Annotated in this window: 28 protein-coding genes and 1 tRNA gene; 17 read left to right on the forward strand and 12 right to left on the reverse strand. The window is 63.7% G+C overall.

The window, feature by feature from the left end; translation table 11 throughout:
• Nucleotides 1-60: 60 nt before the first annotated feature.
• Nucleotides 61-1,242 carry an alkane 1-monooxygenase gene (locus tag ACREC7_RS03410; protein ID WP_431554289.1) on the reverse strand — a complete coding sequence of 394 codons (1,182 nt, stop codon included), beginning with the start codon at nucleotides 1,240-1,242 and terminating at the stop codon, nucleotides 61-63.
• A 149-nt stretch (nucleotides 1,243-1,391) separates the two neighbouring features.
• On the opposite strand from ACREC7_RS03410, the gene ACREC7_RS03415 reads away from it, so the two are divergent.
• From ACREC7_RS03415 to ACREC7_RS03440, 6 genes are all read left to right on the forward strand, one after another.
• The gene (locus tag ACREC7_RS03415; RefSeq protein WP_431554290.1) at nucleotides 1,392-2,240 is read left to right on the forward strand and encodes an SDR family oxidoreductase; all 849 of its coding nucleotides are present in this window, start codon (nucleotides 1,392-1,394) and stop codon (nucleotides 2,238-2,240) included.
• Nucleotides 2,241-2,367: 127 nt separating this feature from the next.
• Nucleotides 2,368-2,928: a NifU family protein gene (locus tag ACREC7_RS03420; protein ID WP_431554291.1), complete on the forward strand. Its 561-nt coding sequence runs from the start codon at nucleotides 2,368-2,370 to the stop codon at nucleotides 2,926-2,928.
• 69 nt (nucleotides 2,929-2,997) lie between these two features.
• Nucleotides 2,998-3,693: a tRNA (adenosine(37)-N6)-threonylcarbamoyltransferase complex dimerization subunit type 1 TsaB gene (tsaB, locus tag ACREC7_RS03425; RefSeq protein ID WP_431554292.1), complete on the forward strand. Its 696-nt coding sequence runs from the start codon at nucleotides 2,998-3,000 to the stop codon at nucleotides 3,691-3,693.
• Complete coding sequence (locus tag ACREC7_RS03430; RefSeq protein ID WP_431554293.1) at nucleotides 3,693-4,151, forward strand: GNAT family N-acetyltransferase; 459 nt, start codon at nucleotides 3,693-3,695, stop codon at nucleotides 4,149-4,151. Before tsaB ends, ACREC7_RS03430 begins: the two co-directional genes overlap by 1 nt.
• 47 nt (nucleotides 4,152-4,198) lie before the next feature.
• Nucleotides 4,199-4,651, forward strand: a complete 453-nt coding sequence (locus tag ACREC7_RS03435; protein ID WP_431554294.1) for a Fur family transcriptional regulator — start codon at nucleotides 4,199-4,201, stop codon at nucleotides 4,649-4,651.
• An 11-nt stretch (nucleotides 4,652-4,662) separates the two neighbouring features.
• On the forward strand, nucleotides 4,663-5,466 hold the full coding sequence (locus ACREC7_RS03440) for a lysophospholipid acyltransferase family protein (protein ID WP_431554295.1): 804 nt from the start codon (nucleotides 4,663-4,665) through the stop codon (nucleotides 5,464-5,466).
• Nucleotides 5,467-5,469: 3 nt separating this feature from the next.
• Here ACREC7_RS03440 and ACREC7_RS03445 read toward each other — a convergent pair whose 3' ends face one another.
• Together ACREC7_RS03445 and ACREC7_RS03450 are read right to left on the reverse strand one after the other, a co-directional pair.
• Entirely contained in the window at nucleotides 5,470-5,934 is a 465-nt protein-coding gene (locus ACREC7_RS03445) for a hypothetical protein (protein WP_431554296.1), read from the reverse strand.
• A 159-nt stretch (nucleotides 5,935-6,093) separates the two neighbouring features.
• Entirely contained in the window at nucleotides 6,094-7,371 is a 1,278-nt protein-coding gene (locus ACREC7_RS03450) for an MFS transporter (protein WP_431554297.1), read from the reverse strand.
• A 254-nt stretch (nucleotides 7,372-7,625) separates the two neighbouring features.
• Between ACREC7_RS03450 and ACREC7_RS03455 the strand changes: the two genes are divergently transcribed.
• Nucleotides 7,626-7,961 (forward strand): hypothetical protein, encoded by a 336-nt coding sequence (locus ACREC7_RS03455; RefSeq protein ID WP_431554298.1) that lies wholly within the window; start codon nucleotides 7,626-7,628, stop codon nucleotides 7,959-7,961.
• A gap of 106 nt (nucleotides 7,962-8,067) precedes the next feature.
• Here the strand turns inward: ACREC7_RS03455 and ACREC7_RS03460 are convergent, their stop codons facing one another.
• The 3 genes from ACREC7_RS03460 to ACREC7_RS03470 form a co-directional block, all read right to left on the reverse strand.
• Nucleotides 8,068-9,018, reverse strand: a complete 951-nt coding sequence (locus ACREC7_RS03460; protein WP_431554299.1) for a metallophosphoesterase — start codon at nucleotides 9,016-9,018, stop codon at nucleotides 8,068-8,070.
• 136 nt (nucleotides 9,019-9,154) lie between these two features.
• Nucleotides 9,155-9,604, reverse strand: coding sequence for a hypothetical protein (locus ACREC7_RS03465; protein ID WP_431554300.1), 450 nt, complete (start codon nucleotides 9,602-9,604; stop codon nucleotides 9,155-9,157).
• 86 nt (nucleotides 9,605-9,690) lie between these two features.
• Nucleotides 9,691-9,978: a hypothetical protein gene (locus ACREC7_RS03470; protein WP_431554301.1), complete on the reverse strand. Its 288-nt coding sequence runs from the start codon at nucleotides 9,976-9,978 to the stop codon at nucleotides 9,691-9,693.
• 300 nt (nucleotides 9,979-10,278) lie between these two features.
• On the opposite strand from ACREC7_RS03470, the gene ACREC7_RS03475 reads away from it, so the two are divergent.
• Nucleotides 10,279-10,542 carry a GlsB/YeaQ/YmgE family stress response membrane protein gene (locus tag ACREC7_RS03475; RefSeq protein WP_431554302.1) on the forward strand — a complete coding sequence of 88 codons (264 nt, stop codon included), beginning with the start codon at nucleotides 10,279-10,281 and terminating at the stop codon, nucleotides 10,540-10,542.
• Nucleotides 10,543-10,604: 62 nt separating this feature from the next.
• Here ACREC7_RS03475 and ACREC7_RS03480 read toward each other — a convergent pair whose 3' ends face one another.
• Both ACREC7_RS03480 and ACREC7_RS03485 read right to left on the reverse strand, forming a co-directional pair.
• Complete coding sequence (locus ACREC7_RS03480) at nucleotides 10,605-10,820, reverse strand: hypothetical protein (protein WP_431554303.1); 216 nt, start codon at nucleotides 10,818-10,820, stop codon at nucleotides 10,605-10,607.
• Nucleotides 10,821-11,209: 389 nt separating this feature from the next.
• A tRNA-Ser gene (locus ACREC7_RS03485) sits at nucleotides 11,210-11,299 on the reverse strand.
• Nucleotides 11,300-11,489: 190 nt separating this feature from the next.
• Here ACREC7_RS03485 and ACREC7_RS03490 point away from each other — a divergent pair.
• Nucleotides 11,490-11,807 (forward strand): hypothetical protein, encoded by a 318-nt coding sequence (locus ACREC7_RS03490; RefSeq protein WP_431554304.1) that lies wholly within the window; start codon nucleotides 11,490-11,492, stop codon nucleotides 11,805-11,807.
• Nucleotides 11,808-11,845: 38 nt separating this feature from the next.
• Complete coding sequence (gene msrA, locus ACREC7_RS03495) at nucleotides 11,846-12,508, forward strand: peptide-methionine (S)-S-oxide reductase MsrA (RefSeq protein WP_431554305.1); 663 nt, start codon at nucleotides 11,846-11,848, stop codon at nucleotides 12,506-12,508.
• Here msrA and ACREC7_RS03500 read toward each other — a convergent pair whose 3' ends face one another.
• Both ACREC7_RS03500 and mepA read right to left on the reverse strand, forming a co-directional pair.
• On the reverse strand, nucleotides 12,509-12,904 hold the full coding sequence (locus ACREC7_RS03500; protein ID WP_431554306.1) for a DUF2237 family protein: 396 nt from the start codon (nucleotides 12,902-12,904) through the stop codon (nucleotides 12,509-12,511). It lies immediately after the preceding gene.
• 38 nt (nucleotides 12,905-12,942) lie between these two features.
• Nucleotides 12,943-14,175 carry a penicillin-insensitive murein endopeptidase gene (mepA, locus tag ACREC7_RS03505; protein WP_431554307.1) on the reverse strand — a complete coding sequence of 411 codons (1,233 nt, stop codon included), beginning with the start codon at nucleotides 14,173-14,175 and terminating at the stop codon, nucleotides 12,943-12,945.
• Nucleotides 14,176-14,376: 201 nt separating this feature from the next.
• Between mepA and ACREC7_RS03510 the strand changes: the two genes are divergently transcribed.
• Together ACREC7_RS03510 and ACREC7_RS03515 are read left to right on the forward strand one after the other, a co-directional pair.
• Nucleotides 14,377-14,826, forward strand: coding sequence for a L,D-transpeptidase (locus ACREC7_RS03510; protein WP_431554308.1), 450 nt, complete (start codon nucleotides 14,377-14,379; stop codon nucleotides 14,824-14,826).
• 139 nt (nucleotides 14,827-14,965) lie between these two features.
• Complete coding sequence (locus ACREC7_RS03515) at nucleotides 14,966-15,145, forward strand: DUF1328 family protein (protein WP_431554309.1); 180 nt, start codon at nucleotides 14,966-14,968, stop codon at nucleotides 15,143-15,145.
• Between the two features lie 19 nt (nucleotides 15,146-15,164).
• Here the strand turns inward: ACREC7_RS03515 and ACREC7_RS03520 are convergent, their stop codons facing one another.
• Entirely contained in the window at nucleotides 15,165-16,349 is a 1,185-nt protein-coding gene (locus tag ACREC7_RS03520; RefSeq protein WP_431554310.1) for an alpha/beta fold hydrolase, read from the reverse strand.
• 214 nt (nucleotides 16,350-16,563) lie between these two features.
• On the opposite strand from ACREC7_RS03520, the gene ACREC7_RS03525 reads away from it, so the two are divergent.
• From ACREC7_RS03525 to ACREC7_RS03540, 4 genes are all read left to right on the forward strand, one after another.
• A complete protein-coding gene (locus tag ACREC7_RS03525; RefSeq protein ID WP_431554311.1) occupies nucleotides 16,564-17,721 on the forward strand; it encodes a class I SAM-dependent methyltransferase in 1,158 nt (385 codons plus the stop codon).
• A gap of 15 nt (nucleotides 17,722-17,736) precedes the next feature.
• Nucleotides 17,737-18,465: a carbonic anhydrase gene (locus ACREC7_RS03530; protein WP_431554312.1), complete on the forward strand. Its 729-nt coding sequence runs from the start codon at nucleotides 17,737-17,739 to the stop codon at nucleotides 18,463-18,465.
• On the forward strand, nucleotides 18,462-19,499 hold the full coding sequence (locus ACREC7_RS03535) for a VIT1/CCC1 transporter family protein (RefSeq protein ID WP_431554313.1): 1,038 nt from the start codon (nucleotides 18,462-18,464) through the stop codon (nucleotides 19,497-19,499). The genes ACREC7_RS03530 and ACREC7_RS03535 overlap by 4 nt, the downstream gene beginning before the upstream one ends.
• Before the next feature lie 114 nt (nucleotides 19,500-19,613).
• On the forward strand, nucleotides 19,614-20,726 hold the full coding sequence (locus tag ACREC7_RS03540) for a linear amide C-N hydrolase (protein ID WP_431554314.1): 1,113 nt from the start codon (nucleotides 19,614-19,616) through the stop codon (nucleotides 20,724-20,726).
• Nucleotides 20,727-20,790: 64 nt separating this feature from the next.
• Here the strand turns inward: ACREC7_RS03540 and ACREC7_RS03545 are convergent, their stop codons facing one another.
• Nucleotides 20,791-21,024, reverse strand: coding sequence for a hypothetical protein (locus tag ACREC7_RS03545; protein WP_431554315.1), 234 nt, complete (start codon nucleotides 21,022-21,024; stop codon nucleotides 20,791-20,793).
• 223 nt (nucleotides 21,025-21,247) lie between these two features.
• On the opposite strand from ACREC7_RS03545, the gene ACREC7_RS03550 reads away from it, so the two are divergent.
• Nucleotides 21,248-23,338, forward strand: coding sequence for an AI-2E family transporter (locus ACREC7_RS03550; RefSeq protein ID WP_431554316.1), 2,091 nt, complete (start codon nucleotides 21,248-21,250; stop codon nucleotides 23,336-23,338).
• Nucleotides 23,339-23,353: the final 15 nt, after the last annotated feature.

Consider the following 23,353-nt stretch of genomic DNA (forward strand, 5'->3'; position numbering starts at 1 on the left):
GTGGCGGTGGCCGAGGATGCCCAGTAAAGCAGCGCTTCTGTTTCGCGGTCGAGCTGCAAACTAGGCGACGCCCTCCCAACCACGCTCGTGCACCACCTCTCGCTCGGCCTCGCTCGCGAAGCGCTCGTCCCAATCCACGAGCAGCGGCCTCATGATATGGCGCCACAGCGGCGGGGTGAGCGCGATGAAGGCCATGGTTTGGTAGCCATAGGGCAGTGTCGGCGCGTCTTGCTGAGTATTCAGCTGCCAGAACGCCTTGGAAGCGAACATATGATGGTCGGAGTGACGCGGCAAATTGTAATGCAGGACATTGGAGATCGTTCGATAACAGTCCCAGCTGTGATGCGGCCTGATCGGCGAATTTTCGACGCGTACCAGCCCATAATGCTGCACGTAATTGATCAGCTCGTGAAACGAGCGGCCGATCAAACCGGCGAGGAAGATGGCGATCACGCCATTCCACCCGCCGACGATCCCGGCGAGAGTTAGGATTGCCAGCGGCACGAGATGCGCCACGATCAACTCGTTTCGCCAAGAATAGGGGGACAGGCCCTTGCGCTTGAGACGCGCCGCCTCGAAGCGCGCAGCTCGCGCAAATTGCTGCGTCAGCGTGCGCGCCATGAAGGTGCGCAGGCGTTCTCCCCGGCGTGCTGTCGCCGCGTCATGGTAGGTGCCGACCTGCCGGTGATGCGTATAGATGTGATAGATCAGGAAGGACGCATTGCCGGTGAAACCGAGCAGGAGATAGGCCGACAGTTTGGCAACCCTGTTGTTGCGATGGGTGAGTTCATGCGCGACCGTCGCCCCGGCAAGGGCGAAGAGATAACCGGTCAGCCACAATGCGCCGATCGTCTCGAACGGCTGCTCGGTGAGACTCCCGCGCAAGGCGGCGAAACGAACCAGGAGAAATGCCAAAAGGCTGACCAGCGGAAGCGTCAAATAAAGATTCACCATGCAAAACATGCACCGGCTCTGCTTCAGCGAGGTATCGTCATCGCCGCTCACCTCGTCGGCGAACGATCCAAAGACCAGCGCCAAGGCAAGAACCACCCAGGTCGCCCACCCGCCGATGACCAAGGCCGCCGCGCCGAGCACCAGCAGGAAGTTCGCTGACCCATAGCGCAGCGTCGCGAGGAGGCCGCGGTCCTGAATCGAGGAGGGTTCGGATGCCTCTGCTGCGGTCGCGGCGCCGGCGCCTCCAGGGCTGCCAGAACCAAACTCGCTACTCCCGTCTCGCTGCATGCGACTCGGCCATTCAAGATGACGATGGGAAAAAGTAAGACCCCGCGCCGAGAGTGTCTGTAACAAATGGGCAACAGATTTAATGGTTCTCGACTACCATGCGGCCAAAGTGAATTCGCGCTCCCTTGCAGCGGCCGACGGGAGGATGAATGCCAACTGTCCTGATCACCGGAACATCGACCGGTTTCGGGCGTGTCACCACCGAACTTCTGGCGGCCCGAGGCTGGCGCGTGTTCGCCACCATGCGCGATCTGGCACGCAAGGACTCTCTTGAGCGCGCATTGAGAAATGCGGGACTTTCCGAGCGCGTCAGCTTTGTGCAGCTCGACGTCACCGACCCTGCATCGATTGAGGCGGCTGTCGCGGCGGTACTTTCCGAGACCGGAAACACGCTCGATGCGGTCGTGAACAATGCGGGCGTGGCCGTGGCCGGTGTGCTGGAGGACCTGTCCGACGCCGATATCCGCCACGTGATGGAGACGAACTTCTTCGGCGTGCTTGAGCTGACACGCGCGCTCCTGCCCGTATTTCGCGAACAGCGTCGCGGCCGCATCGTTCTTCTCTCGAGCCAGGCTGCGTTTGCCGGTCAGCCGGGAAATTCGATGTACTGCGCCTCGAAATGGGCGCTGGAAGGATGGGCCGAGTCGCTTGCCTACGAGGTCGATCCCTTCAACATCGACGTCGTTCTCATCGAGCCTGGCCCCTATCGCACCGAGATCTGGAACAGCACGAAATGGGTCGTGCCGTCGAACAGCGCCTATCTTTCGTGGCTGAAACTTTTGCGCCAAGGCGCCAACCGGCACCAGGCCAACACCTCACGCGATCCGAAAGAGGTGGCGCTTGTGGTGGCGAAGGCGCTCGAGGCGAAGAGGCCGCGCTTCCGCTACCAGGTCGGCTTCTTCTCCCGTCTGGACTATTTTTTGCGCGGCAAAATGCCGACGCGGCTCATCCGCAGAGGCACCACCCGTTATCTCGGCCTGCCGCTGGCAAGGTGGTAGGCTTGGGAACCGGCCGAACCCAGCTTGACTTTGCGGTCCCTGAGCCCAACTATGGTCTAGAACCATTCTAAGCTGACGCGCGAGACTTTCCGTGGATTTGCGCGTTAGGAAAGCGAAAGGCCAAGCCATGTTCATCCAGACCGAAGCAACGCCCAATCCGGCCACGCTGAAATTCATTCCGGGCCGGCCGGTGCTCGGCGACGGCACCTTGGAGTTTCGCGCGGGCGAGGAAACCCAGGGCTCGCCGCTGGCGACGCGGCTGTTCGAGATCGACGGCGTCACCGGCGTGTTTTTCGGCTCCGACTTCATCAGCGTGACCAAGGGCGACAGCGAGTGGCAGCATCTGAAGCCCGCCATCCTCGGCGCCATCATGGAGCATTATCAGTCAGGCGAGCCAGTTGCCGCCGGCGCCCAGACCGGGGTGAGCCTGGGCGAGGGCGAGTCCTTCGCGCCTGAAGACGCGGAGACCGTCAACACCATCAAGGAGCTGCTGGAGACGCGGGTGCGTCCCGCCGTCGCTCAGGACGGCGGCGACATCACCTTCCAGGGCTACCGCGACGGCATCGTGTTCCTGCATATGCGCGGCGCCTGCTCGGGCTGCCCGAGCTCGACGGCGACGCTGCGTCACGGCATCGAGAATCTGCTGCGCCACTTCATTCCGGAGGTGCAGGAGGTTCGCCCGGTGTGACAGGGCCGCATCGCCTCCCGCTTGCCGCGCCTCGGCTTCGTTGAGATGGCGCGCATCATCTGAAACCCCATGAACATCTTAGCCCTCGACACCAGCATGGGCGCCTGCAGCGCTGCAGTGCTTCTCGCCGACGGCTCGACTCAGCGCATCGTCCTTTGCGAGGAGCGCATGGCGCGCGGCCACGCCGAGGCGTTGATGCCGATGATTGCCGAGGTGATGACCGGTGCCGGCCTCGACTTTGCCGCGCTTGACCTGATCGCCGCCACCTTGGGGCCAGGGAGCTTCACCGGCGTGCGCATCGCCATCGCCGCGGCGCGCGGCTTTGCCCTCGTCACCGGCGCTCGCCTGTGGGGGACCGACTCGCTCAGCGTGATGGCCAAGGCGGCATTGGAGAGCGGGCTGGCCGGGGGCAACGAGCCCTTCGCCGTCGCCGTCGATGCGCGGGGCGAGAAGCTCTATTTCGGGCTCTATGACACCGCCGGCCGCAAGCTCGCAGGCCCGCTTTTGATAGGCGCTGGCGAGGCAGTAGCCCTGCTTCCCGATGAGCTTGGCAGCGCGGTGGGGAACGGCGCGGCGCTTCTCGCGGAAGCGGCAATGCTACGCGGGCATCGCGTGGACGCGAAGCTTCCCGATTTACAGCCAAATGCCGCGGCGCTTGCCGAGCTTGCGCTCGAGGCCGGCGAAATCTTGTCGACCCTGCGTCCGCTCTATCTCCGGCCTCCCGACGCCAAGGCGCAAGCCGCCGCTGCGGTGGCGCGGCGCTGATGCGCACGAACGGTCCCGTGATCGAGATTCGTGCAGCCGGTGCCGGCGATGCTTCGACCATGGCCGCCATTCATGCCGCGTGTTTCGAGAAGTGTTGGGATGCGGCAGAGATCGGACAATTTCTCGACGTTCCCGGCTGCCTTGCCCTGCTGGCCTCGATTGCGTCGGCAGAACCTCCGCAAGGATTCCTCATCGTGAGGAGCGCCGGCGACGAGGCCGACATCTTGACGCTCGCGGTCGATCCTTCTTGCCGCCGGCTTGGGCTCGCCAGGGCGCTGCTTGGCGCCGCCACCGCCTCCTTGCGCGAGGCCGGATCGAAGCGGCTATTTCTTGAGGTTGACGAGGGCAATTCGGCCGCGCGCGGCCTTTACCAGTCTCTCGGGGCTGTCGTCGTGGGGCGCCGTCCGCGCTATTATGAGCACGGCGCCGATGCCGCCATCTTCAGTCTTGCCCTTTGAGGCTCGACTGCGGATGATGACCGAGGTCCGGAGAGGGCGCCCTGGAGATGGACAAGACAACCTCACGGGAAAGCCGGATCGAGCGCCTCTGCGCCGACCGCGGGATGCGTATGACCGGTCAGCGCCGGGTGATCGCCAAGGTGCTGTCAGAGGCCGAAGACCACCCCGATGTCGAGGAGGTTTATCGCCGGGCGTCCGCCCGCGATCCGCGCATCTCGCTCTCCACCGTGTACCGCACCGTGCGCCTGTTCGAGGGCGCCGGCATCCTCGAGCGCCATGAGTTCGGCGACGGCCGCGCGCGCTACGAGCCGGCTGGGCACGGTCACCACGATCACCTCATCAATGTGAAGACCGGCGAGGTGATCGAGTTCAAGAACGAGCAGATCGAGCGCTTGCAGGAGGCGGTGGCGCGCGAGCTCGGCTTTCGCCTGATCGGCCACCGGCTCGAGTTGTTCGGCACGCCGCTCAAGACCGGAACGCTGAAAGACAATAAGAGCTAGCGCGGCGGATCATGCGTGCATTACGGGCTTGGCTGGTGCTCTCGGCGTTCTTCGCCTTCACTTTTCCGCTGATGCCTCTGCAACTCCTGTTCCTGTGGGCGGGGTCGCGTTACGCCCGCACCTTCCCCAATTGGTATCATCGCCAGGTCTGCCGGCTGGTCGGCATCCGCCTGCATGTCGACGGCAGCGTGGCGCGCGAGCAGGGCGTGCTGCTCATCTGCAACCACGTCTCCTGGCTCGACATCACCGTGCTCTCGGCGGTAGCGCCGGTGTCCTTCGTGGCCAAGCAAGAAGTGGCGTCGTGGCCGTTCGTGAAATGGCTCGCCAAATTGCAGCGCTCGGTGTTCGTCGACCGCACCCGCCGCAGCGAGGTCACCGACAAGGCCAACGAGATTTTGAGCCGGCTAAAGGCCGGCGATCACGTTGTGCTGTTCGCTGAAGGCACGTCGAGCGACGGCAATGGCGTGGTGCCGTTCAAGACGCCGCTGTTTGCCGCCGTCAAGCCGACACGCGGCGATCCGCTCGGGACTGACCTTTGCGCTCAGACCTTGGCGCTGACCTACACCAAGCTGCACGGGCTGCCGCTATGCCGCCGCGGACGGCCGGTGGTGGCCTGGTACGGCGACATGGATCTGGCAAGCCACGCCTGGCGGCTCCTCGGCTTGGGGCCGCTCGATGCTCATATCCGCATCGGTCCGCCGGTGCCGCTCGACGATTTCGCCGACCGGAAAGAACTCGCCCGCTACGCCGAGGACAAGGTGCGGCGGGACGTATCCGAGCTCCTGCGCGGCCGCCCCCGCCCAAGCTCCAATTGAACCTTACATCGCCCGCCTGAACCTGACGGTCTGCGCCAGCGTGGCCGGCGCGAAGTTTCCGTCCTGGAGCTGGCGGAGATGCTCATTGCGATGAAGGCTCACGAGAGCAGCATGCACGCCGCGATCTGCGTTCTCGGCATCGGAGAAATATCCTTCCTTCGATGCCAGGTCCACGATGTCGTCCTTCGACATTGGACCGATCTCGTTCAGCGTGTGCATGATGAAATCGGCAAGCGACATCTGCTGTGTTGGCCCCTGCACCGCGAGCGGCAGCACGTTGGCCATTCGCCGGTTCTCCACCTCCATCAGCTTGCCGAGTGCGGTAAACTCGGCTTTCAGATCCGACACCTTGCCGTCGCGCTCGTTTTGCAACTGCTCGAGCATTTTCTCGAACTGAGCATAGGCAGCGCTGATTTGATCCTCGATCAGTCTCGCCCGTTCCGCCAAATCATTCCTGATGTCACGCATCGCCCCCTCCCCGCATTGCCGCAACGAAATCCGCAAGCCGTGGCGCAGCCCGCGAGCCCCACTGTGGACGGCCTAAGCCCCTGACGGAAGGGGCGAATGCAAGTTCCTGTGCATTACGACGTTCAGGCAACAGTACGTGGACTGATTTTTGCCGGAATCTCAGCCATCCCCGGTCTTTCGCCGCGGCTTCGCCTTTGCCGTCTCGGGCAAAAATGCCGCCAGCAGTCCGATCGCCGGCAGGAACGCGCAGACGTGATAGACGAACACGATCGAGGTCTGGTCGGCGATCCAGCCAAGCACGGCGGCGCCGATGCCGGCGATGCCGAAGGCGACGCCGAAGAACAGCCCCGCCACCATGCCGACGCGGCCGGGGATCAAGCCTTGCGCGTAGACGACGATGGCCGGGAACGCCGAGGCGAGGATCACGCCGATGATCACGCTCAACACCGCCGTCCAGAACAGATCGGCGTAGGGCAAGAGCATGGTGAAGGGAAGCACGCCGAGGATCGACCACCAGATCACGCGCCGCGTGCCGATGCGGTCGCCGATTGGTCCGCCGATCACCGTGCCCGCCGCCACCGCGCCGAGAAAGATGAAGAGATAGACCTGCGCGCTCTGCACCGTGAGATTGAAGGTGTGGATCAGGTAGAAGATGTAGAAGCTCGTGATGCTGACCAGATAGAAGTGTTTGGAGAAGGTGAGCGCGAGCAGGATGGCGATCGAACGCCGCACCTTGCTTTGCCCGAGGCTCGATATGGCGAGCATCTCGTTGACCGATGCGCCGTTGCCGTTATTGACCTTGATGGTCTTGCCGTACCAGGTGCCGATGAAGGTGAGCATCGCCATGGCGACGAGTGCCACGACGGAGAACCAGGCGAGGCTCCTCTGCCCGTGGGGCAGCACAATGAAGGCCGCGAGCAGCGGACCGAGCGCCGTGCCGAAATTGCCGCCGACCTGGAACACCGACTGGGCGAGCCCGTGCTGTCCGCCTGAGGCAAGCCGCGCCACGCGCGAGGATTCAGGGTGGAACACCGAGGAACCCATGCCGATCAGCGCCGCGGCGGCGAGCACCATCAGATAGTTGGTGGCAAACGCCATGAGCAAGAGCCCGCTGAGCGAGGACGACATGCCGAGCACGAGCGAATAGGGCGTGGGATAGCGGTCGGTGTAGTAGCCGACCACCGGCTGCAACAGCGACGCGGTGCCTTGGAAGGTGAAGGTGATGAGGCCGATCTGGCTGAAATCGAGCGACAGCGCGCTCTTCAGCATCGGATAGATCGCCATGATCAGCGACTGGATCACATCGTTCAGCATGTGGCATATGCTGATCGTGGCGAGCACGGCGACCACGGTGCCCTCGCTGCCGTCGGCGCGCAAAGGTGCGGCGGCGGTGCTCTTGCCGCCGCGACGGTCGGGTGTCTTAGCCTCGATTGCCATGGTCTGAGCCGTAGAGATGCCAGGCGGCAGAATTGGGACAACCCACAGCGCACTTCAAGGATTCATTTGCGGCAACACGTGGCGCATGACCGCAATCTGCCTTCGAGCGCCCGTCATCGCGACATACGGCGTCCGCCGTTGCTTCGCGATTTATCGCCCGCGGGTGGAGCCCCGATCCCTGATCCGCCGTTCTGTAGGTCAGAGGGGATCGAACGGTGGTAGCGCGGCTGCCGCCATCCAAGGGGGATTGCAGCATGACCAAGCTTGAACTCCTCTATGCCCAAAAATCCAAGAAGTTCGATCAGCTGCGCGCCGTGGCAGCGCGCGAACTCGGCTTTGGCGAATTGTCGGCGTTGAGCGTCGAAGATCGTCTCCGCGTGGACGACCAGGTCGAGCAATATGTAGAACAGTGGGAAGAAACCGTGGAGATGAGGACCAGTCTCAACCTTCGCCCAATTACGCCTTTGCGGCGACTTCTCGCCGAGTATCAAGACATCTGCGAACGAATTCTCGACGAGCACGAGATCGACGCCGGTCTTTGGGCCTACCGGAAGGGACGCGAGAAGCGTCGGCGCCCAGCCTCTCTGTAAATCTGATCGCCTGCGCTGGAGCTCCGTCCGCGCAGCCGCTCCTCGCTTCTAATTGTCCCACGGCGCTGTAACGAGTGAAGGCCGGTCCCGTGTGACGCGACTGGCCTTACTCGCTGGGCCTGTGCAAATGATGCAGCGTGATCTCCGGCGGACAATTGAAGCGGGCCGGCACGATGGAGACCCCTGCGCCGGCCGACGTGTAGCCGATCATGCCGTGATGATTGAAACTGCCGTTGCCCATCGAGCGGGGCAGGACGCAGTTGAGCGTGATCGGAATGCCGCCGGGCAAGCAGATTTGGCCGCCATGGGTGTGGCCTGAGAAGAGGACGTTGAAATCGGCATGCGCGGCCTGCCGGTAGATCTCCGGCGTGTGCGACAGAAGGATCGAGAACTCATGGTGCGGAATCCCTTCGGCGGCCTTCTCAATGTTGTCCATGCGATAGAAGTGGGCGTCGTCGATGCCGGCGAGGTGAAGGCGGGCGCCACCGCGCTCGATCGTCTCCCGCTCGTTGAGCAGCATCCTGATGCCCATCTCCTCCAACGCCGGCACCATGCAAATCGTGTCGTGATTGCCAAGCACGCCGTAGGTCGGTCCTTTGAGGCTCTGGCTGAGACGCGCAACGCCGGCGAGCGCATCGGCGTAAGGTCCGAATGTCTGCGCCCGATAGTCGCCGGTGAGCACGCAGACATCGTAATTGGCGCCGCTCGCGAGCTCGGCCACGCGCCCCATTGCCGCTTCGCTCAGCTCCACATGAAGGTCGCTGATGTGCAGGATGGTGAAGCCGTCGAAGGCAGCGGGCAGGTCTCGCGTGACGATGCGGTTGTGTCGCAACTCGACCTTCGCCGAATTGCGCAAGCCGCGCCAATAAAGTCCGGTGAGCATGAGAATGCCCCGGATCAGCCAACGCGACAGCGTGGCGTTCTCGGGGTGAAAGAAGGTGAGCCCTTGGCCGAAGATTTGCGCCTCGTGGTCCTTCTCGATGCCGAGGCGCTGCCGCGCATGCAGGCGCCCGAGACGTTTCTCGAGCGTAGCCAGCATCTCGTCGCTTGTCGTCACTGGGGGCGCGCCAGCAGGCGCTTCTCGATGAAACTATCCGCCGCCCCGAACCGGGCCCTAGCCCATCCCGCGGCGGCGGATCAATCTTGGCAGGAACGATGCTCCGACCGCCAGCAATGAGGTCGGAGCGTAGACCTTATTTGTTGGTGCAGGTGCCAAAGCCGGACAGCGTAGTGTCCGCCGTGGCGAACGACATCGAGGCCTTGTTGCTATTCTTGTCGACGAGCAACAGCCAGCCAAAAGCGCCGTCGATGCCATGCATGATCAGTTGCTCGGCCGACTCGGCCACGCCGTCGAACTTGTCGGTGCGGGAATAACCCTCCTCATCCACGGCGCCGACGACGCTGTTCTCGAAGTCGACCGTGACTTTGACCGGAATCTTGATGCCACCCAGATCTTTGCCTTCCTTGCAGGTGCCATCGGGCGAGCAGGCGGCCATTTCCGCGAAGTCGCAATGGAGGGTCGGGATCGGCGGTAGCTTTCCGGCTGCCGCAGCTCCGCTGTCGGCCGGTGTCTCAGCCTGCGCCGACAGACTCGCCGCGACAGAAACCGCAGCGACGGCGAGCACTCTACAAACTGTGTTCATGATGATCTCCCCTCGGCGCCTGCGGCGCCAATTGATCTGTTTCAGATGCTCTCAGCCTGATCGATCAGGCCATGTCGCGTTTGCAATCAGCGGCAGTAATAAGGGTAGGGAGGCAGCGCTGGACAGACCGGATATGCGTAAACGGGAGCTGGCGCCATGACGACCGGGGGCGGCGCCACGACGACGGGCGCGGAATAGTAGACCGGTGGATAATAAGGGCGCGTCACCACCGCGCCGGCGATAGCGCCAGCGGCGAACGCTCCGCATCCCCAGCAGCCACGCCAATAAGCATTCGCGCTTTGGCTCAATGTCATCAGCGCCAAGGTGGCACCGAGGATGATCGCGCCCTTGCGGGCCAAGCTCATCGTCGCCATCAGACTTACACTCCTTGATTGATTCTCGGGCAGAAATGATGTTCGGCCTGGCGCCCCTGATTTTGAGGCCGCACCCCTTCTATTGGCTCTATCTTTCCGTCTTGTATCGGATCGCAAGGCGGCAGGGCACCCCAAGCGGGCCGGACTGTAGTTCCATTTCGCGGGCGTTTCCATCCTACAATTTGCCACCCGCCAAATCTTAGTAAAATCTTTGCCTGGTGAAACAGTGCCGCGATCGCCATGACGATGGCTTGGGACTCGTGCTAAAGAGAGTTGTCAAATCTTATGGGGGGAAGAATCATGCTTACAGCTCTGATCGTAGCCTTGGTTATTGGCGCCGTCGCCGGCTGGCTCGCCGGTCTGCTCGTGCAGGGCACCGGCTTCGGCCTGCTTGGCGATATCGTCGTCGGCATCGTGGGCGCCTTGATCACCAGCACGCTGCTTCCGAAGCTCGGCATCGGTCTCACGCTTGGCGGCGGCATTATCGGCGCCATCCTCGCGGCCGCCATTGGCGCGGTCATCTTGCTTTTGATCGTCAGACTGGTCAGGCAATTGACGGCGTAACACCGTCAGCTCTCGGTCCTTGAGGATGATTACGGCGCCGGCCGGCTTGCGGCTGGCGCCCTTCAATCGCCAGAATAAAGTCCGCCGATCAGGATGGTCGCGTCCTCGGCGGCCTCCGGTGTCACGGCCATTTCCATCCGCAGTCTTTTGACCTCACCAAGAACCTCGTCCAGCATGCGCTGTATCTCCGGGTATGACATCATGCCCTTATGCTCCAGCCTCAGCAGCAAGTGTTTGAGCGTAAGCATGAGCCCCAAGTCGCGGCCATCCTCGAACATGTAATTCACCTTTCGCAAGCGGACCCACTCACACTGCAATACCCGATCCTGCTCTGGCAATGGTGAAGCGACCTGATGTCGGCTCGATGTCAGGCCTCCTCGCCGGCTCTGCGAAAGTTTGAAATTATATCTTCGGGTGGCGCGCCACCCGAAGCCCGAAGGGACTTGAGCTACTTTCCAAAGAATCTCTTTTTTGCAAATGCCTTTCCCGAACCCGACTTGAAATAAAGCTCAAGCGCTCTTGCGTGTCCCTCTGTTCTGACCGCGACATAGGCCTGTAGCGTCGCTGGGCAATATGCACGGGTCTCCCTACGCTAAAGCTTCGGGAGATCACCCTACGCTCTCCAGTCTTCGGGTGGCGTGCCACCCGAAGCCCGAAGGGCGCAGGGTGGCGGAGAGGGTGGGATTCGAACCCACGAGACGGTTGCCCGCCTACACGCTTTCCAAGCGTGCGCCTTCGACCACTCGGCCACCTCTCCGTGACGGCGCCCAAAAAGGAGGCCGCAACTTAAGCGGGGTGACCTCGCTCTTCAAGCAAACAAGGCCTGCGGTGTAAGGGGAAAGGCCGGCCGAGCTGCGGCAAATGACACGGCAAGTTTATGCGCCGGTGATTTGAACGTGAAGCCGCAATCGCTTATGTAAGGGGCAACAGGCGGGTTCGCTTTTGCCATGCTCTTGTTGTTGCGCATCCTCGGCGTTTGGTTCCTGCTGCTGGCCATGGTCGCCGCCGTCATCGACGCGACCAAGAGCCTGGCGGCCGGCGGCGCTTGGGTGTTCACCCCCTTGGGCCAGCAATGGGCGAGCCTCAACCCCGATAGCCTGGCGGCGGCCAAGACCGCGGTCGAGACCCATGTGGGAACCTTCATGTGGAACCCCATGATCACCGAGATCCTGAACGCCCCGACCTGGGTCGTATTCGGCATTCTCGGGGTGGTTCTGTTCTGGCTCGGGCGGAAGCGCACCCCCGCCGAAGTCTTTATCAACTAGATTTGCGAACCTGGCCGCTGGGCCAAGGAGGTTGGTCGATGTTCACGCTCAAGCGTAAATCCCTGTCCATGCCGTCTTCTGCCGAGGCCCTTCCCGGCCGGGCGGAAGCCATTCCCACGGCGTCGAACCATTTCGTGAATGGGGCCCCGCTCAAAGGCCCCTATCCGCAAGGGTCGGAGATGGCGCTGTTCGGGCTTGGCTGCTTCTGGGGGGCCGAGAAACTCTTCTGGGACATTCCCGGCGTCATCGTCACCGCGGTCGGCTATGCCGGCGGCGTCACCCCCAATCCCACCTATGAGGAAGTGTGCTCGGGGCGCACCGGGCACAACGAGGCCGTGCTCGTGGTCTTCGATCCCCGGCGCGTGAGTTACGAGGAGCTGCTCAAAGTGTTCTTCGAGAGCCACGATCCGACGCAAGGCATGCGCCAAGGCAACGATATCGGCACCCAGTACCGCTCGGGCATCTATGTCCATGGCGACGCGCAAGCCCGCGCGGCTGAGGCTGCCAAGCGCGCCTATGACGCGGCGCTGAAAGAGAAGGGCTTCGACCCGGTCACCACCGAGATCCTGCCGGCGCCCCCCTTCTACTTCGCCGAGGACTACCACCAGCAATATCTCGCCAAGAATCCGCGCGGCTATTGCGGTCTCGGCGGTACCGGCGTGTCCTGCCCGATCGGCGCCGGCGTCAGTGCCGAGGCATAACTAGGCCAAGTCGATGGCGTAGCGCTTGAGGTCGCCGAACTCGACGAGCTCGAGCGTGGCTTCGTGGGTGGCGGAGAGGACGACGCGCGGCGCACGCCCTGCCTCGAACGCCTCGCGCCAGCGCGCGGCGCAGAGACACCAGCGGTCGCCTGGCTCAAGCCCGGGAAAGCCGAACTCCGGCCGCGGCGTGGAGAGGTCGTTGCCCCTCGCTTTGGAGAAGGCGAGGAACTCCGCCGTCACCTCGACGCACACGGTGTGCAGTCCGAGATCCTCAGGCCCGGTATGACAGCAGCCTGAGCGATAGAACCCGGTGAGCGGACGCTCCGAGCAACTCTTGAGCGGCTCGCCGAAGACGTTCCGCTGCGCACTTGGCTGCTGCCTCACGCGTTCTTGCATCAGGCCATAGTGCCTCAGATGCCAAGTGAGGTGAAGCGCTACTGCGGCTTCCGGTCGGGCAATGGCACGGAGTCCGACGGCGACGCCGGGCCGACCGTAGAAGCAGGCTGCGCGGCAGGTGCAGGAGTGGCTTCAGCAGTGGCAGGTGCCGCGGCCGGCGCGGTCTTCTTGCCTGATTTGGACTTCGACATCTCGGCCTTCAGCGCCGCGAGGGCTTCCGGGTCGAGATGTGGCGCAGGCGGTCCAGCGTCCTTTCCAGCCTCCGTCTTCAAGGCTGCCGGCACCGTCCCGTCTGGGGCTATGGTCGGCATGCCGCCACCGGCCGTCAGCACCGTCATGCACTCTTTCGGCAGGTCGCCAAGGCTGAGCGGCGGCTTCTTTGGCGCGGGCTTGGCTCCAGGCACCGCCGGCCTCGAGGCGAGCTCTGCCTTGCGCAGCATCGAGAACCAATTCGCAAGCTCGGTCCCGCAGCCATCATCGCCGGTCGGCGGTCTCTGGTTCTCGCATCCGTCCATGCCGGGAGGACATTTTAGCCTGATGTGGAAATGATAGAAGTGGCCCCACCAGGGCCTTACCTTCCCAAGCCAGGCACGGTCCTTGCCCGCCTGCTGGCACAGCACCTTCTTGATCGCCGGGTGCACGAAGATGCGGCTGACTTGCGGGTAGGATGCCGCGCGCTTGATCAGCTTGGTATGCAGCGGTGTCCACACCGCTGGATCGACGGTGAAGGGATCCTTGAGCATGGACGTGGCGCTGATGTCCTCGCGCTCCTGAGGGGTGAGGGTGCGGTCCGGCATCGGCGTCAGCCAGACGTCGGCATCGAGGCCGATCTGATGGCTGCTATGGCCGGTGATCATCGGGCCGCCGCGCGGCTGCGCCATATCGCCGACAAGGAGACCGGGCCAGCCGTCGCGCGCCCGCGCGTCGCTCGCCAGTCGCTCGAGATAGTCGAGCAGTTGCGGCGTTCCCCAATTGCGGTTGCGCGAGAGCCGCATCACTTGCCAGTCGGGGCCGTTGATCGGCAGCGAGACGCCGCCGGCAAGGCAGCCTCTGGCGTAAGAGCCGATGGCGCGCGCAGCGAGAGGCGCGGGCGCCGAGACGGCGCCGAACAGCATCTTGGCGGGGGGCCCTTTGGGCTTCGCCGGCTTCGCCGTAGTCTTTTTCGCGGCCACCGGAGGCTTGGCGGCCGCCTTGATGGCAGGCTTGATCTGCTCCGCCGAGACCGCTCCGCAAATCAGCAATAGTGCAAGGCAGAGTGCCAGCCTATGCATCGATCTTGCCCCGTTTCCCTCTCGAGCGCTCGAAACCTATCACAAATAATGGCGGCAATTGGAGCGCGAAGGCTGCGAAGCGGTTGAACCGCGGCATTCCGTCCCCAAATGAGGTGGGCGGACGGATTCAGGAGATGTTCAGGCGGACGGGGTAAGACTTGCCTGAGAAAGCTTGAAAATTTGCGTTCGAGGGAGCCACCGATGACCGATTTGCTGCCCCGCTGGCTGAGGCGATGCGCCTTTGCCCTTCCCATTCTCGCGCTTTCGCTCGGTCTTGCAGCGCCGGCAGAGGCTGGCGTCGTTGCCAGAATCAGCCTCTCCAGCCAGCGCATGGATGTCTTTGTCGACGGGCGTCCACGCTATTCCTGGCCGGTCTCGACCGCTCGGCGCGGCTACCATACCCCGACCGGCACGTTCAGACCGCAGGCGCTCGCGGTGTGGCACCGCTCAACCATCTATAGCGGCTCGCCCATGCCGCATTCGATCTTCTTCCACGGCGGTTATGCGATCCACGGTTCCTATGAGACGAAATATCTCGGTCGCCCCGCCTCCCACGGTTGCGTGCGGCTGCATCCCTCGAATGCCGCCGCGCTGTTCTCGCTCGTACGCCAATACGGCAGCGGCAATACGGTAATCAAGATCGCCTACTAGCCCAGCGCGCGGAGCTTCGCTTGAGTTTCGCGCTTCGTCGCCGGCGACAACTCCTGTAGCATCCTCTGCCTGCGCGCCGCTCGCGCGTGGGGGGCATGGGCTTGCGCGGAAAGTTGCGCGGCCGATCACGGAGGCGACTATGGGGCTGTTGAAGTGGGCGCTGATCTGCTTGTTGATCTCGCTTGTCGCTGGCGCCTTTGGCTATACCGGCCTCGCGCGCGGCGCGGGGCAGATCTCCAAGATCCTGTTCTTTCTCTTCCTCGTTCTGTTCGTCGTGATCTTGATCCTGGCGCTTACCGCCGGCGAGATCATTTTCTAAAGCCTGGTCCGGCGATAAGCTACCGTTCGCAACTCGACGGCGCCGGTGCTCCGCGGAAGCGGTCGTTCATCCAGTTGAGCGCCGCGCCTGCGCTGTCGCGCGCGGCAAAGGTGTGGGTCACCCCGGGAAGCGGCACGAAGCTCACGCGCACACCTTGGGCGCACAGCGCCTCACCGAAGCGCTTGGTGATCTCCGGTCTCACCGTGGTGTCGGCGGTGCCTTGCGCGATGAACACCGGCGCGCCCGCCGGCGCCTGACCGGGAGAGTTGTGCACCATGATCCCCTTCCAGGGCTCGGCCTTCGCCGGGTCCATTTTGAGAAACTGCCCGCTCTTCAGCGGCGACTCGTCCCTTTCGATCTTCTCGAATTCGGAGACCGATTCGATGCAGTCTCTCGCGGTCGCTTCGAAGGCAGACATCGCTTGCGGTTCGACAACACTCGTGATCGGTACGTTCTCGAGCCTCGTCCAGGAGAGCACCGACATCGCTACCAGATCCTGCGAGGTCGCCTCATCGGCGTCGAACAACTCGACGAGATAGGTCGCAGGCGCCGCCGCAGCGACACCGACCAGCTTGAGGTCCGGCGCGTAGCGTGCGGCAACCTCCCCCGTGTACAGCGCGGCGTGGCCGCCTTGGCTGTGACCCCAGACGGCGAAACGGTTGGAGGCGCCGGTGTTCGGCATCTCACGCGCCGCGCGCACCGAGTCGAGCACGGACCGGGCTTCGCTCTCGCCGATCAGATAAGGGTGAATGCCGTCGGTGCCGAGGCCTGGGTAGTCGGTGGCGACGACGATGTAGCCTTGCGTAATCATATTGGGCAGGTTCCACATCATGCCGCCAACGTCCGGCATCAGCGAAGGCGCGCAAGGCGGCATGACGCCGGAGGTTGGGTGCGCCCAGGCGATGATGTTGCGCCCGCCGGCGGGTGCCGGCCCGTTTGGGATGTAGATCGCGCCGGAGACGGGGATCGGACGACCGCTAGGGTCGGTCGAGCGGTAGAGGATGCGGAATGAGTTGCCCATGCCGCCCATTCCAGGGCCGCCGCCTTCCAGCGGCCAAATGCGGATGATGCTGCCGGGGCGTCCGGGAATTTCGCTGGGCTCGACGTCGTAAAGCGCCTTTGCCGCGCCGCCGGTGCCGAGGCTGAGAAAGGCGGCCAGAATTCCTGTGGCGGCAAACCTCGGCAAGCATGCAGACTCGAACATACGCTATCCCCCTTATGATTGCGGCGCGATGATAGCGGCGCCGCCCAAGGACAACAACCGCCAAGCCGGGCAAAGGTAAAGGGGCGCGTGCATCCTGTCCTTGAGCTTGCTAAAGCTTCCGGGGCACAATCGGAGGAAAGCGGAGAGGCCGCCCCGCCATGAGCGGCACCGGGCTTCTATCGTCAACCGGCACAAGCAAAATTCGGGGAGCCGTATGTCTTCAGCCACCGCAGCGCTCGACCTTTTCGTCAATCGCTTGAGCGGATTTTCCACGCCCTTCTCGATCGAGCTGCCGAGCGGGGAGAAGCGCAAGATCGGTCTCGGCGATGAGGAGTTTCGTGTCGGGCTGCGCAACGAGCGCGCGCTCAAGGCGCTGCGCACGCTCGATGAGGGCGATATTGCCGAGGCCTATCTCGCTGGCGATATCGATCTCGAGGGCGACATGCTCAAGCCGTTCGCGCTCCGTGCCTCACTCGACGACCGCCATCCCCTGGTGGCGGCGTGGCGCTTCGTCGAGCCGCTGCTGTTCGGTCAGGTCTATACCAACAAGCGCGCCATCTCCTCTCACTACAATGCCGACCCGAAACTGTTCTTGAGCTTTCTCGATCCCGTGTTCCCTGCCTACAGCCAGGGCGTCTACACCCGCGACGACGAGCCGCTCGCCAAGGCCTTGGAGCGCAAGTTCGACTGGGCGATCGAGAAATGCGAGCTTGGCCCGGGAAAGCGCGTGCTGGAGGTCGGACCAGGCTGGGGCGCCTTTGCCGGGCACGCGCTGCAGGCCGGCGTCCGCTTCACCGGCATCACCAATTCGGAAGTGTCGCAATCCTACCTCAAGGGCAAGCTCGCCAATTTCGGCGGCGGCGTCGCGAGCGACCAGTTCGACATCCTGCTCACCGACTTCTACGACTTCGAGCCCGCCGAGAAATTCGACTCGATCGTGATCATGGGCGTGATCGAGCATCTGCCCAACTACGAGCGGGTGCTGAAGAAGTTCTATCAATTGCTGAAGCCCGGCGGCTTCGTGTTCCTCGACGGCAGCGCGGCGCGGAAAAAATACGAGCTCTCCACCTTCATGGTGCGCCACATCTATCCGGGCAATCATTCCTTTCTCGTGCTCGACGATCTACTCGACAAGCTCGCCAAGACCGAGTTCGAGCTGATGGAGGTGCACAACGATCGCTGGAGCTATTTCCTCACCTTCAAGCAATGGGCGCTTAACCTCGAATCGAACAAGGACTTCATCCAGCGCAGCTTCGGTGATTTCGAGTTCCGAAAGTTCCGGCTCTATCTCTGGGGCGCGGCCTACGAATTTCTCGCCCGCAACCTCGATTGCTATCGCCTGACGCTCTACAAGCCTAAAGACGCAATCTGACCAGAAGGAGATCCCATGTGTGAGCTTTGCGGTTCAGCCCATCATCGTTTGTCCCGGCGCGGCCTCATGGTTGGCGCCGGTGCGGCACTTGCCGCAACCGCGGTACCATCGGCACGTTTGTGGGCCGCCGAGCCGCCGGCCGAGGGAGCGAACGCCATCAGCCCCGATGCGGCGCTCCAGCGCATTATGGAGGGGAACGCGCGCTATGCGGCGAATGCGCCGAATGAGCGTGACTTCTCGGCTGGGCGCGCCGCCCGTGCCGGGGCGCAGTTTCCCATCGCTGCGATCTTGAGCTGCTCGGACAGCCGGGTCGTGCCCGACCTTGTCTTCGATCAAAGCCCCGGCGACCTCTTCGTGGTGCGGCTCGCCGGCAACTTCCTCGACGATGACGGCCTGGCGAGCCTCGAATACGCGGTGAAGTTTCTCGGCGCACCGCTGTTGATGGTCGTCGGCCATACCAATTGCGGGGCGGTGGCCGCCGCCGTCAAAGTGGTGATGGAGCGTGCTGTGCTCCCTGGTCATTTGCCTGAGCTGATCAAGGCGATCGAGCCCGCGGTCATCGCCGCCCATGCACGGCATCCGAGCGACCTCGTGGCTGCAGCCATCGAGGAGAACGTCAAGCTCAATGTGAAGCGCATGTATGATGACGAGCCGATCCTGTCCGAGGCGCTTGCCGCGAAGAAGATCGGCGCCTATGGCGGAGTGTACGATATCGCCACCGGCAAGGTGAATTTGCTCTCGTGACCGCCGTCGGCGAGACGCTGGACCGCTGGCGCTCGGAAAAGACGGCAGCCTTTCTTTCCTCTGCCGTCGCGGCCGCCGAGCCCGATCCGGCCAAGGCAGCTTTGTTCAACGACATGGCGGCCGCGGCCGAAGAGCAGGCTGGCATCCTCGCTCGCGATCTTGGCAGCACGCCGCAGTTCACCCCGTCGCTCCGTTCCCGCCTCATCGCCAAAGGCATAGCCGTCGTTGGCCCGCGCGCCATGCGCCCAATCCTGTCGGCCACGAAGGTGCGCGGCGTCTCGGTTTATAGCGGCAAGACCGAGGTGCGACCCGCCGGGCATCCTTGGCCAAAGACCGTCGAAGAGGTCGGCCGGCGCCACCGCAGCTTCGGCGGTGGCACGCTCCGCGCCGGTGTGTTCGGCGTCAACGATGGGCTTGTCTCCAACACCTGTCTGGTCATGGGCGTGGCCGGCGCCGCCGCCGAGCCGAACGTCATCGTGCTCACCGGCGTGGCCGGGCTGCTCGCCGGCGCGTTCTCCATGGCTGCCGGCGAGTTCATCTCCATGCTGTCGCAGCGCGAGATGTTCGAACATCAGATCTCGCAAGAAGCCGAGGAGCTCGAGCGCTATCCCAAGGAGGAGGCTGAGGAGCTCGCGCTGATCTACGCCGCCCGCGGCATCCCGCTCGCGGAAGCCCGCGACGTCGCCTCCCATCTGATCGCCAACCCTGAAAAGGCGCTCGATACGCTCGCGCGCGAGGAGCTTGGCCTCAACCCCGACGATCTCGGCTCGCCGACAAGCGCGGCGCTCTCATCCTTCATCGCCTTCGCCGTCGGCGCGAGCCTGCCGCTCGTTCCCTTCCTCATCGGCGCTCGCCAAGGCGTCGCCATCGCCGCGGCAATTTCCGGCGCCGCGCTGTTTGTCGTTGGCGCCCTGCTCAGCCTGTTCTCGGGCAAGAATGCCTGGATGAGCGGCTTGCGCATGCTCGCGATCGGCGCCGCTGCGGCGGCTGCGACTTACGGCATCGGTTCGCTGTTCAACGTCTCCACTTCCTGAAGCGGACCAGACGCTGCTAAAATTCGCGGCGAATTGTCGGCAAACTCGGCACTTAATCCGACTTTCACCGGTTTGAGCGGACACTGCCGGCAATCGCATCACGGAGGTCCCCTCATGATCCGCAAAGCCGCTGTTCTCACCCTGATTGCTGCTCTTGCGTTCGCCACCACGCCAGGCTTCGCCTGCACCGGCATCAGCCTGAAAGCGCAGGACGGTGCTGCGATCCGCGGGCGCACGCTCGAATTCGGCTTCCCCATGCAGTCGAATGTGCTCGTCATCCCGGCCGGCAAGGAGATGAGTGGGACGCTGCCCGACGGCGGCAAGGGCCTCACCTACACCTCGCGCTATGCCATCGTCGGCGCCAATGCGCTCGGGCTTCCCGCCATTCTCGACGGCATCAACGATCAGGGACTTTCCGTCGGCCTGTTCTATTTCCCGAACTACGCCAAATACACGGACGTGACGCCGGAGAATTCCAACCACGCCATTGCGCCACAGGAATTCGGCATGTGGGTGCTCGCCAATTTCGCCACCGTCGATGAGGTGAAGGAAGGGGTGAAGTCGATCGTGGTGGTGCCGACGCCGGCGCCTGGGCTCGGTAGCCCACAAGGCGCTGTGGCGGGCGCCCATTTCTTCATCCAGGACAAGAGCGGCAAGTCGATCGTGGTTGAGCCAGTGGACGGCACCTTGAAGGTGCATGACGCGCCGCTCGGCGTCATGACCAACGCGCCGACCTACGACTGGCACATGACCAACCTGCAGAACTACATCAATCTCTCGGTGAAGGACGTGGAAGGTGTCAAGCTCGGGCCGGTCGCACTCCAGGCCTTCGGCTCAGGCTCGGGCCTGCATGGCATGCCCGGCGACTTCACCCCGCCCTCGCGCTTCGTGCGCGCGGCGATCTACAGCCAGTCGGCGGCGCCGAACGCGACCGCGGAGGACGCCGTGGTATCAGCATTCCACATCTTGAATCAGTTCGACATCCCGAAAGGCGCGGTGCAGAACTCGGCCATCGGCGGCACGGTCGACGAGATCACCGAATGGACGAGCGTCGCCGATCTCAAGAATCTGCGCTGGTATTTCAGGACCTTTACCGATCAGTCGATCCATATGGTCGATCTGAAGCAGGCGGTCGAGGCCGCCAAGGGTGAGGTGCGCATCATCAAGATGGAAGGCACGGAGCAGCCCATCACCGACGCCTCGGCGAATTTCGTGGCGGGGAAGTAGGCAGCTGGAAGGCTCGAACCGCCAGCGGGCTCAAGACCCGCTGGCCGATCGCTTGTCTTGAAGCCTACGGGCAGACCATCTTCCAGCGGCCGAGCAGGCCACGTTTCCAAAAGCATCCCGGATACAGTGGCGCTTGCCAGGCCGCCGCATAGCCCGGCACGACATAGCCGACATCTGGGGTCGGGTCCCAAACGCATTGCACGGGGCCGCAGACCCACACGGCGTGCGCCGGCTGGCTCGAACCTGCGAGCAAGAGCCCGGCCGCGAGAAATGAACTGGCCAAGAGTGTTCTGATCAACGCGAGTCCTCCTATGTCACTGACGAACGGCACCTAGCGGTTTAGCTCAAGCGCCGTCGCCCGGTCCATAGCCTAGTGGGGCTCATCGTTTCGGGAAGCTTTCCGTGACAGCCAAGGTTATGGCTCCGCCCAGCCGGCAATGCTATGCCGGAAGGCGCAGAAGCCAAGCGCCGGCCGGGCCTTTTTGGAGCTTCGGGCGTCTTGGCGTGACGGGAGCCCCGCCATGCCGCCTCGCTCGCCCTTTCCGATGTTTTCCTCTGGCTCGGACAGCCGCGTCGCGCTGCTTCAGGGGCTGATGATCGGGGCAATCGTCGTCGGCACGCTCTATATCGCGCGTGAAGTCTTGCTGCCGCTCACGCTCGCCATTCTGCTGAGCTTCGTGCTGACGCCGCTCCTGCTCCTCCTGCGCAAAGTCAAGGTGCCGCGCGTCCTGGCTGTGATCATCGTGGTGACTTTCGCCTTCGCCATCATCTTTGGCCTCGGCTGGATGATGTCGCAACAGGCCTCTCAGCTCGCCGGCGACCTGCCGCGCTATCAGCACGTGCTCGCCGAAAAGATCGCCTCCGTGCGTAAGTCGGCGTCGTCGTCGTCGACGCTCGAGAAAGCGGCCGGCGCTCTCAAGGGCATCGAGAAAGAGATCTCTCAACCGTCCGCGCCGCCGGCCCCAAGCGTCTCTGCGAGTCCAAGTCCGAGCCTTGACGACAAGGCCCCAGCCAAGCCCATTCCCGTCGAGGTCACAAGACCCGAGCCGCGGGCCTTCGAGATCTTGCAACGCGTGCTCGGCACGGTGCTGCCGCCGCTTGCCACTGCCGGCATCGTCATCCTGTTCGTCATTTTCATCCTGCTTCAGCGCGAGGATCTGCGCGACCGGCTGGTCCGCCTGATGGGCGCCTCCGACATGCAGCGCGCTACCGCCACGATGAATGACGCCGCGAAACGGCTGTCGGGCTACTTCCTGCGCCAGGTCCTGATCAATTCCGCCTATGGCATCTTCATCGCGCTTGGGCTGTGGGCGATCGGCATTCCGAGCCCCATGGTGTGGGGCATCCTCGCCATGCTGATGCGCTTCGTTCCTTACGTCGGCCCCTTCATCGCCGCCGCCCCGCCCGTTCTGTTGGGTGCCGTGGTCGATCCCGGTTGGACGACGATGCTGTTGACCGGCGGCCTGTTCCTCGGCTCCGAGTTGATCATGGGGCAGGTGGTGGAGCCGCTCGTCTACGGCCACGGCACCGGTCTTTCGCCCATTGCCGTGATCCTCTCGACCGTGTTCTGGACCTGGCTGTGGGGCCCACTCGGCCTGTTGCTCGCCATGCCGCTCACCGTGTGCCTCGTGGTGCTTGGGCGCCATGTCGAGGGCTTGAACTTTCTCGACGTGCTGCTCGGCGACAAGCCGGCGCTCACCCCGGCGCAGAGCTTCTACCAGCGCGCGCTCATCGGCGATTCCGCCGAGGCCACCTATCAAGCCGAACTTTGCCTGAAGGAAGGGCGCCCGCTCGTGGACTATCTCGACGATGTTGCTCTCGCCGGCCTCAAGCTTGCCGAGAGCGACGCCGAGCGCGGCTCGCTCGATGCCGAGAATCTGGAAGGCATCGGGGCCACCGTCGACGAGATGATGGACAACCTCACCGATTTCGAGCCACGGCGCTGGTTCAGAAAAGTGCACACCGAGATCGAGGTCGAGGAAGCTCCAGGCGGATTGGCGTCGCTCGCCAGCGTCGAGCAGGACGAGGAGGTCGACCAGCTTCCCATGCTCGAGGGCGCGCTTGCTCCCGGCTGGGAGGCGCAGGACGCGGCGCTCTGCGTCGGTGGGCGCACGCCGCTAGATGAGGCTGCCGCCAGCATGCTCGCCGGAGCGCTGCAACGGCAGGGCCTCAAGGCCCGCTCCCTTCCAAGCGATGCCATTTCCGCCGCCCACATCGTTTCGCTTGAAGCCTCGAAGACCAAGCTCGTTTGTCTCTCTTATTTCGGCGCGAGTGCGCACGCGGCCCATGTCCGCTATCTCGTGCGCCGGTTGCGCCGCATCCTGCCCGAGGGCGCCACCGTCCTGGTCGGCTTCTGGTGCGATGGAAGAAGCGAGGCTGGTCTCAAGGCGCTGGAGGCAACGGCGGAAGCCGACGCCTATGCCACGACGTTGAAGGAAGCCGCCCGGTTCTGCATCGATGCCGCGCGCGGTCACGAAGCGGCAAAGAGCGAGGCGCCGCCGAAGAGCGATACCGCCGCCAAGGACGACAAGGCGCCCAAGGACAGCAAGACGCCGCCGGCGAAGGGCGAGAAGCCTGCGCAGGACGAGAAGGCCGCGGCGCGCGTCGCCTGAGCTCGGCCTGACCCG

It is taken from the genome of Methyloceanibacter sp. (assembly GCF_050728395.1).
In the GTDB taxonomy this organism is placed as follows: Bacteria; Pseudomonadota; Alphaproteobacteria; order Rhizobiales; family Methyloligellaceae; genus Methyloceanibacter.

What these genes read in the sequence shown, in the direction of transcription:
- ACREC7_RS03410 (WP_431554289.1), bottom strand. Translation starts at nt 1,242, where the DNA reads ATGCAGCGAGACGGGAGTAGCGAGTTTGGTTCTGGCAGCCCTGGAGGC.
- ACREC7_RS03415 (WP_431554290.1), top strand. Translation starts at nt 1,392, where the DNA reads ATGCCAACTGTCCTGATCACCGGAACATCGACCGGTTTCGGGCGTGTC.
- ACREC7_RS03420 (WP_431554291.1), top strand. Translation starts at nt 2,368, where the DNA reads ATGTTCATCCAGACCGAAGCAACGCCCAATCCGGCCACGCTGAAATTC.
- tsaB (WP_431554292.1), top strand. Translation starts at nt 2,998, where the DNA reads ATGAACATCTTAGCCCTCGACACCAGCATGGGCGCCTGCAGCGCTGCA.
- ACREC7_RS03430 (WP_431554293.1), top strand. Translation starts at nt 3,693, where the DNA reads ATGCGCACGAACGGTCCCGTGATCGAGATTCGTGCAGCCGGTGCCGGC.
- ACREC7_RS03435 (WP_431554294.1), top strand. Translation starts at nt 4,199, where the DNA reads ATGGACAAGACAACCTCACGGGAAAGCCGGATCGAGCGCCTCTGCGCC.
- ACREC7_RS03440 (WP_431554295.1), top strand. Translation starts at nt 4,663, where the DNA reads ATGCGTGCATTACGGGCTTGGCTGGTGCTCTCGGCGTTCTTCGCCTTC.
- ACREC7_RS03445 (WP_431554296.1), bottom strand. Translation starts at nt 5,934, where the DNA reads ATGCGTGACATCAGGAATGATTTGGCGGAACGGGCGAGACTGATCGAG.
- ACREC7_RS03450 (WP_431554297.1), bottom strand. Translation starts at nt 7,371, where the DNA reads ATGGCAATCGAGGCTAAGACACCCGACCGTCGCGGCGGCAAGAGCACC.
- ACREC7_RS03455 (WP_431554298.1), top strand. Translation starts at nt 7,626, where the DNA reads ATGACCAAGCTTGAACTCCTCTATGCCCAAAAATCCAAGAAGTTCGAT.
- ACREC7_RS03465 (WP_431554300.1), bottom strand. Translation starts at nt 9,604, where the DNA reads ATGAACACAGTTTGTAGAGTGCTCGCCGTCGCTGCGGTTTCTGTCGCG.
- ACREC7_RS03470 (WP_431554301.1), bottom strand. Translation starts at nt 9,978, where the DNA reads ATGGCGACGATGAGCTTGGCCCGCAAGGGCGCGATCATCCTCGGTGCC.
- ACREC7_RS03475 (WP_431554302.1), top strand. Translation starts at nt 10,279, where the DNA reads ATGCTTACAGCTCTGATCGTAGCCTTGGTTATTGGCGCCGTCGCCGGC.
- ACREC7_RS03480 (WP_431554303.1), bottom strand. Translation starts at nt 10,820, where the DNA reads ATGTTCGAGGATGGCCGCGACTTGGGGCTCATGCTTACGCTCAAACAC.
- ACREC7_RS03490 (WP_431554304.1), top strand. Translation starts at nt 11,490, where the DNA reads ATGCTCTTGTTGTTGCGCATCCTCGGCGTTTGGTTCCTGCTGCTGGCC.
- msrA (WP_431554305.1), top strand. Translation starts at nt 11,846, where the DNA reads ATGTTCACGCTCAAGCGTAAATCCCTGTCCATGCCGTCTTCTGCCGAG.
- ACREC7_RS03500 (WP_431554306.1), bottom strand. Translation starts at nt 12,904, where the DNA reads ATGCAAGAACGCGTGAGGCAGCAGCCAAGTGCGCAGCGGAACGTCTTC.
- mepA (WP_431554307.1), bottom strand. Translation starts at nt 14,175, where the DNA reads ATGCATAGGCTGGCACTCTGCCTTGCACTATTGCTGATTTGCGGAGCG.
- ACREC7_RS03510 (WP_431554308.1), top strand. Translation starts at nt 14,377, where the DNA reads ATGACCGATTTGCTGCCCCGCTGGCTGAGGCGATGCGCCTTTGCCCTT.
- ACREC7_RS03515 (WP_431554309.1), top strand. Translation starts at nt 14,966, where the DNA reads ATGGGGCTGTTGAAGTGGGCGCTGATCTGCTTGTTGATCTCGCTTGTC.
- ACREC7_RS03520 (WP_431554310.1), bottom strand. Translation starts at nt 16,349, where the DNA reads ATGTTCGAGTCTGCATGCTTGCCGAGGTTTGCCGCCACAGGAATTCTG.
- ACREC7_RS03525 (WP_431554311.1), top strand. Translation starts at nt 16,564, where the DNA reads ATGTCTTCAGCCACCGCAGCGCTCGACCTTTTCGTCAATCGCTTGAGC.
- ACREC7_RS03530 (WP_431554312.1), top strand. Translation starts at nt 17,737, where the DNA reads ATGTGTGAGCTTTGCGGTTCAGCCCATCATCGTTTGTCCCGGCGCGGC.
- ACREC7_RS03540 (WP_431554314.1), top strand. Translation starts at nt 19,614, where the DNA reads ATGATCCGCAAAGCCGCTGTTCTCACCCTGATTGCTGCTCTTGCGTTC.
- ACREC7_RS03550 (WP_431554316.1), top strand. Translation starts at nt 21,248, where the DNA reads ATGCCGCCTCGCTCGCCCTTTCCGATGTTTTCCTCTGGCTCGGACAGC.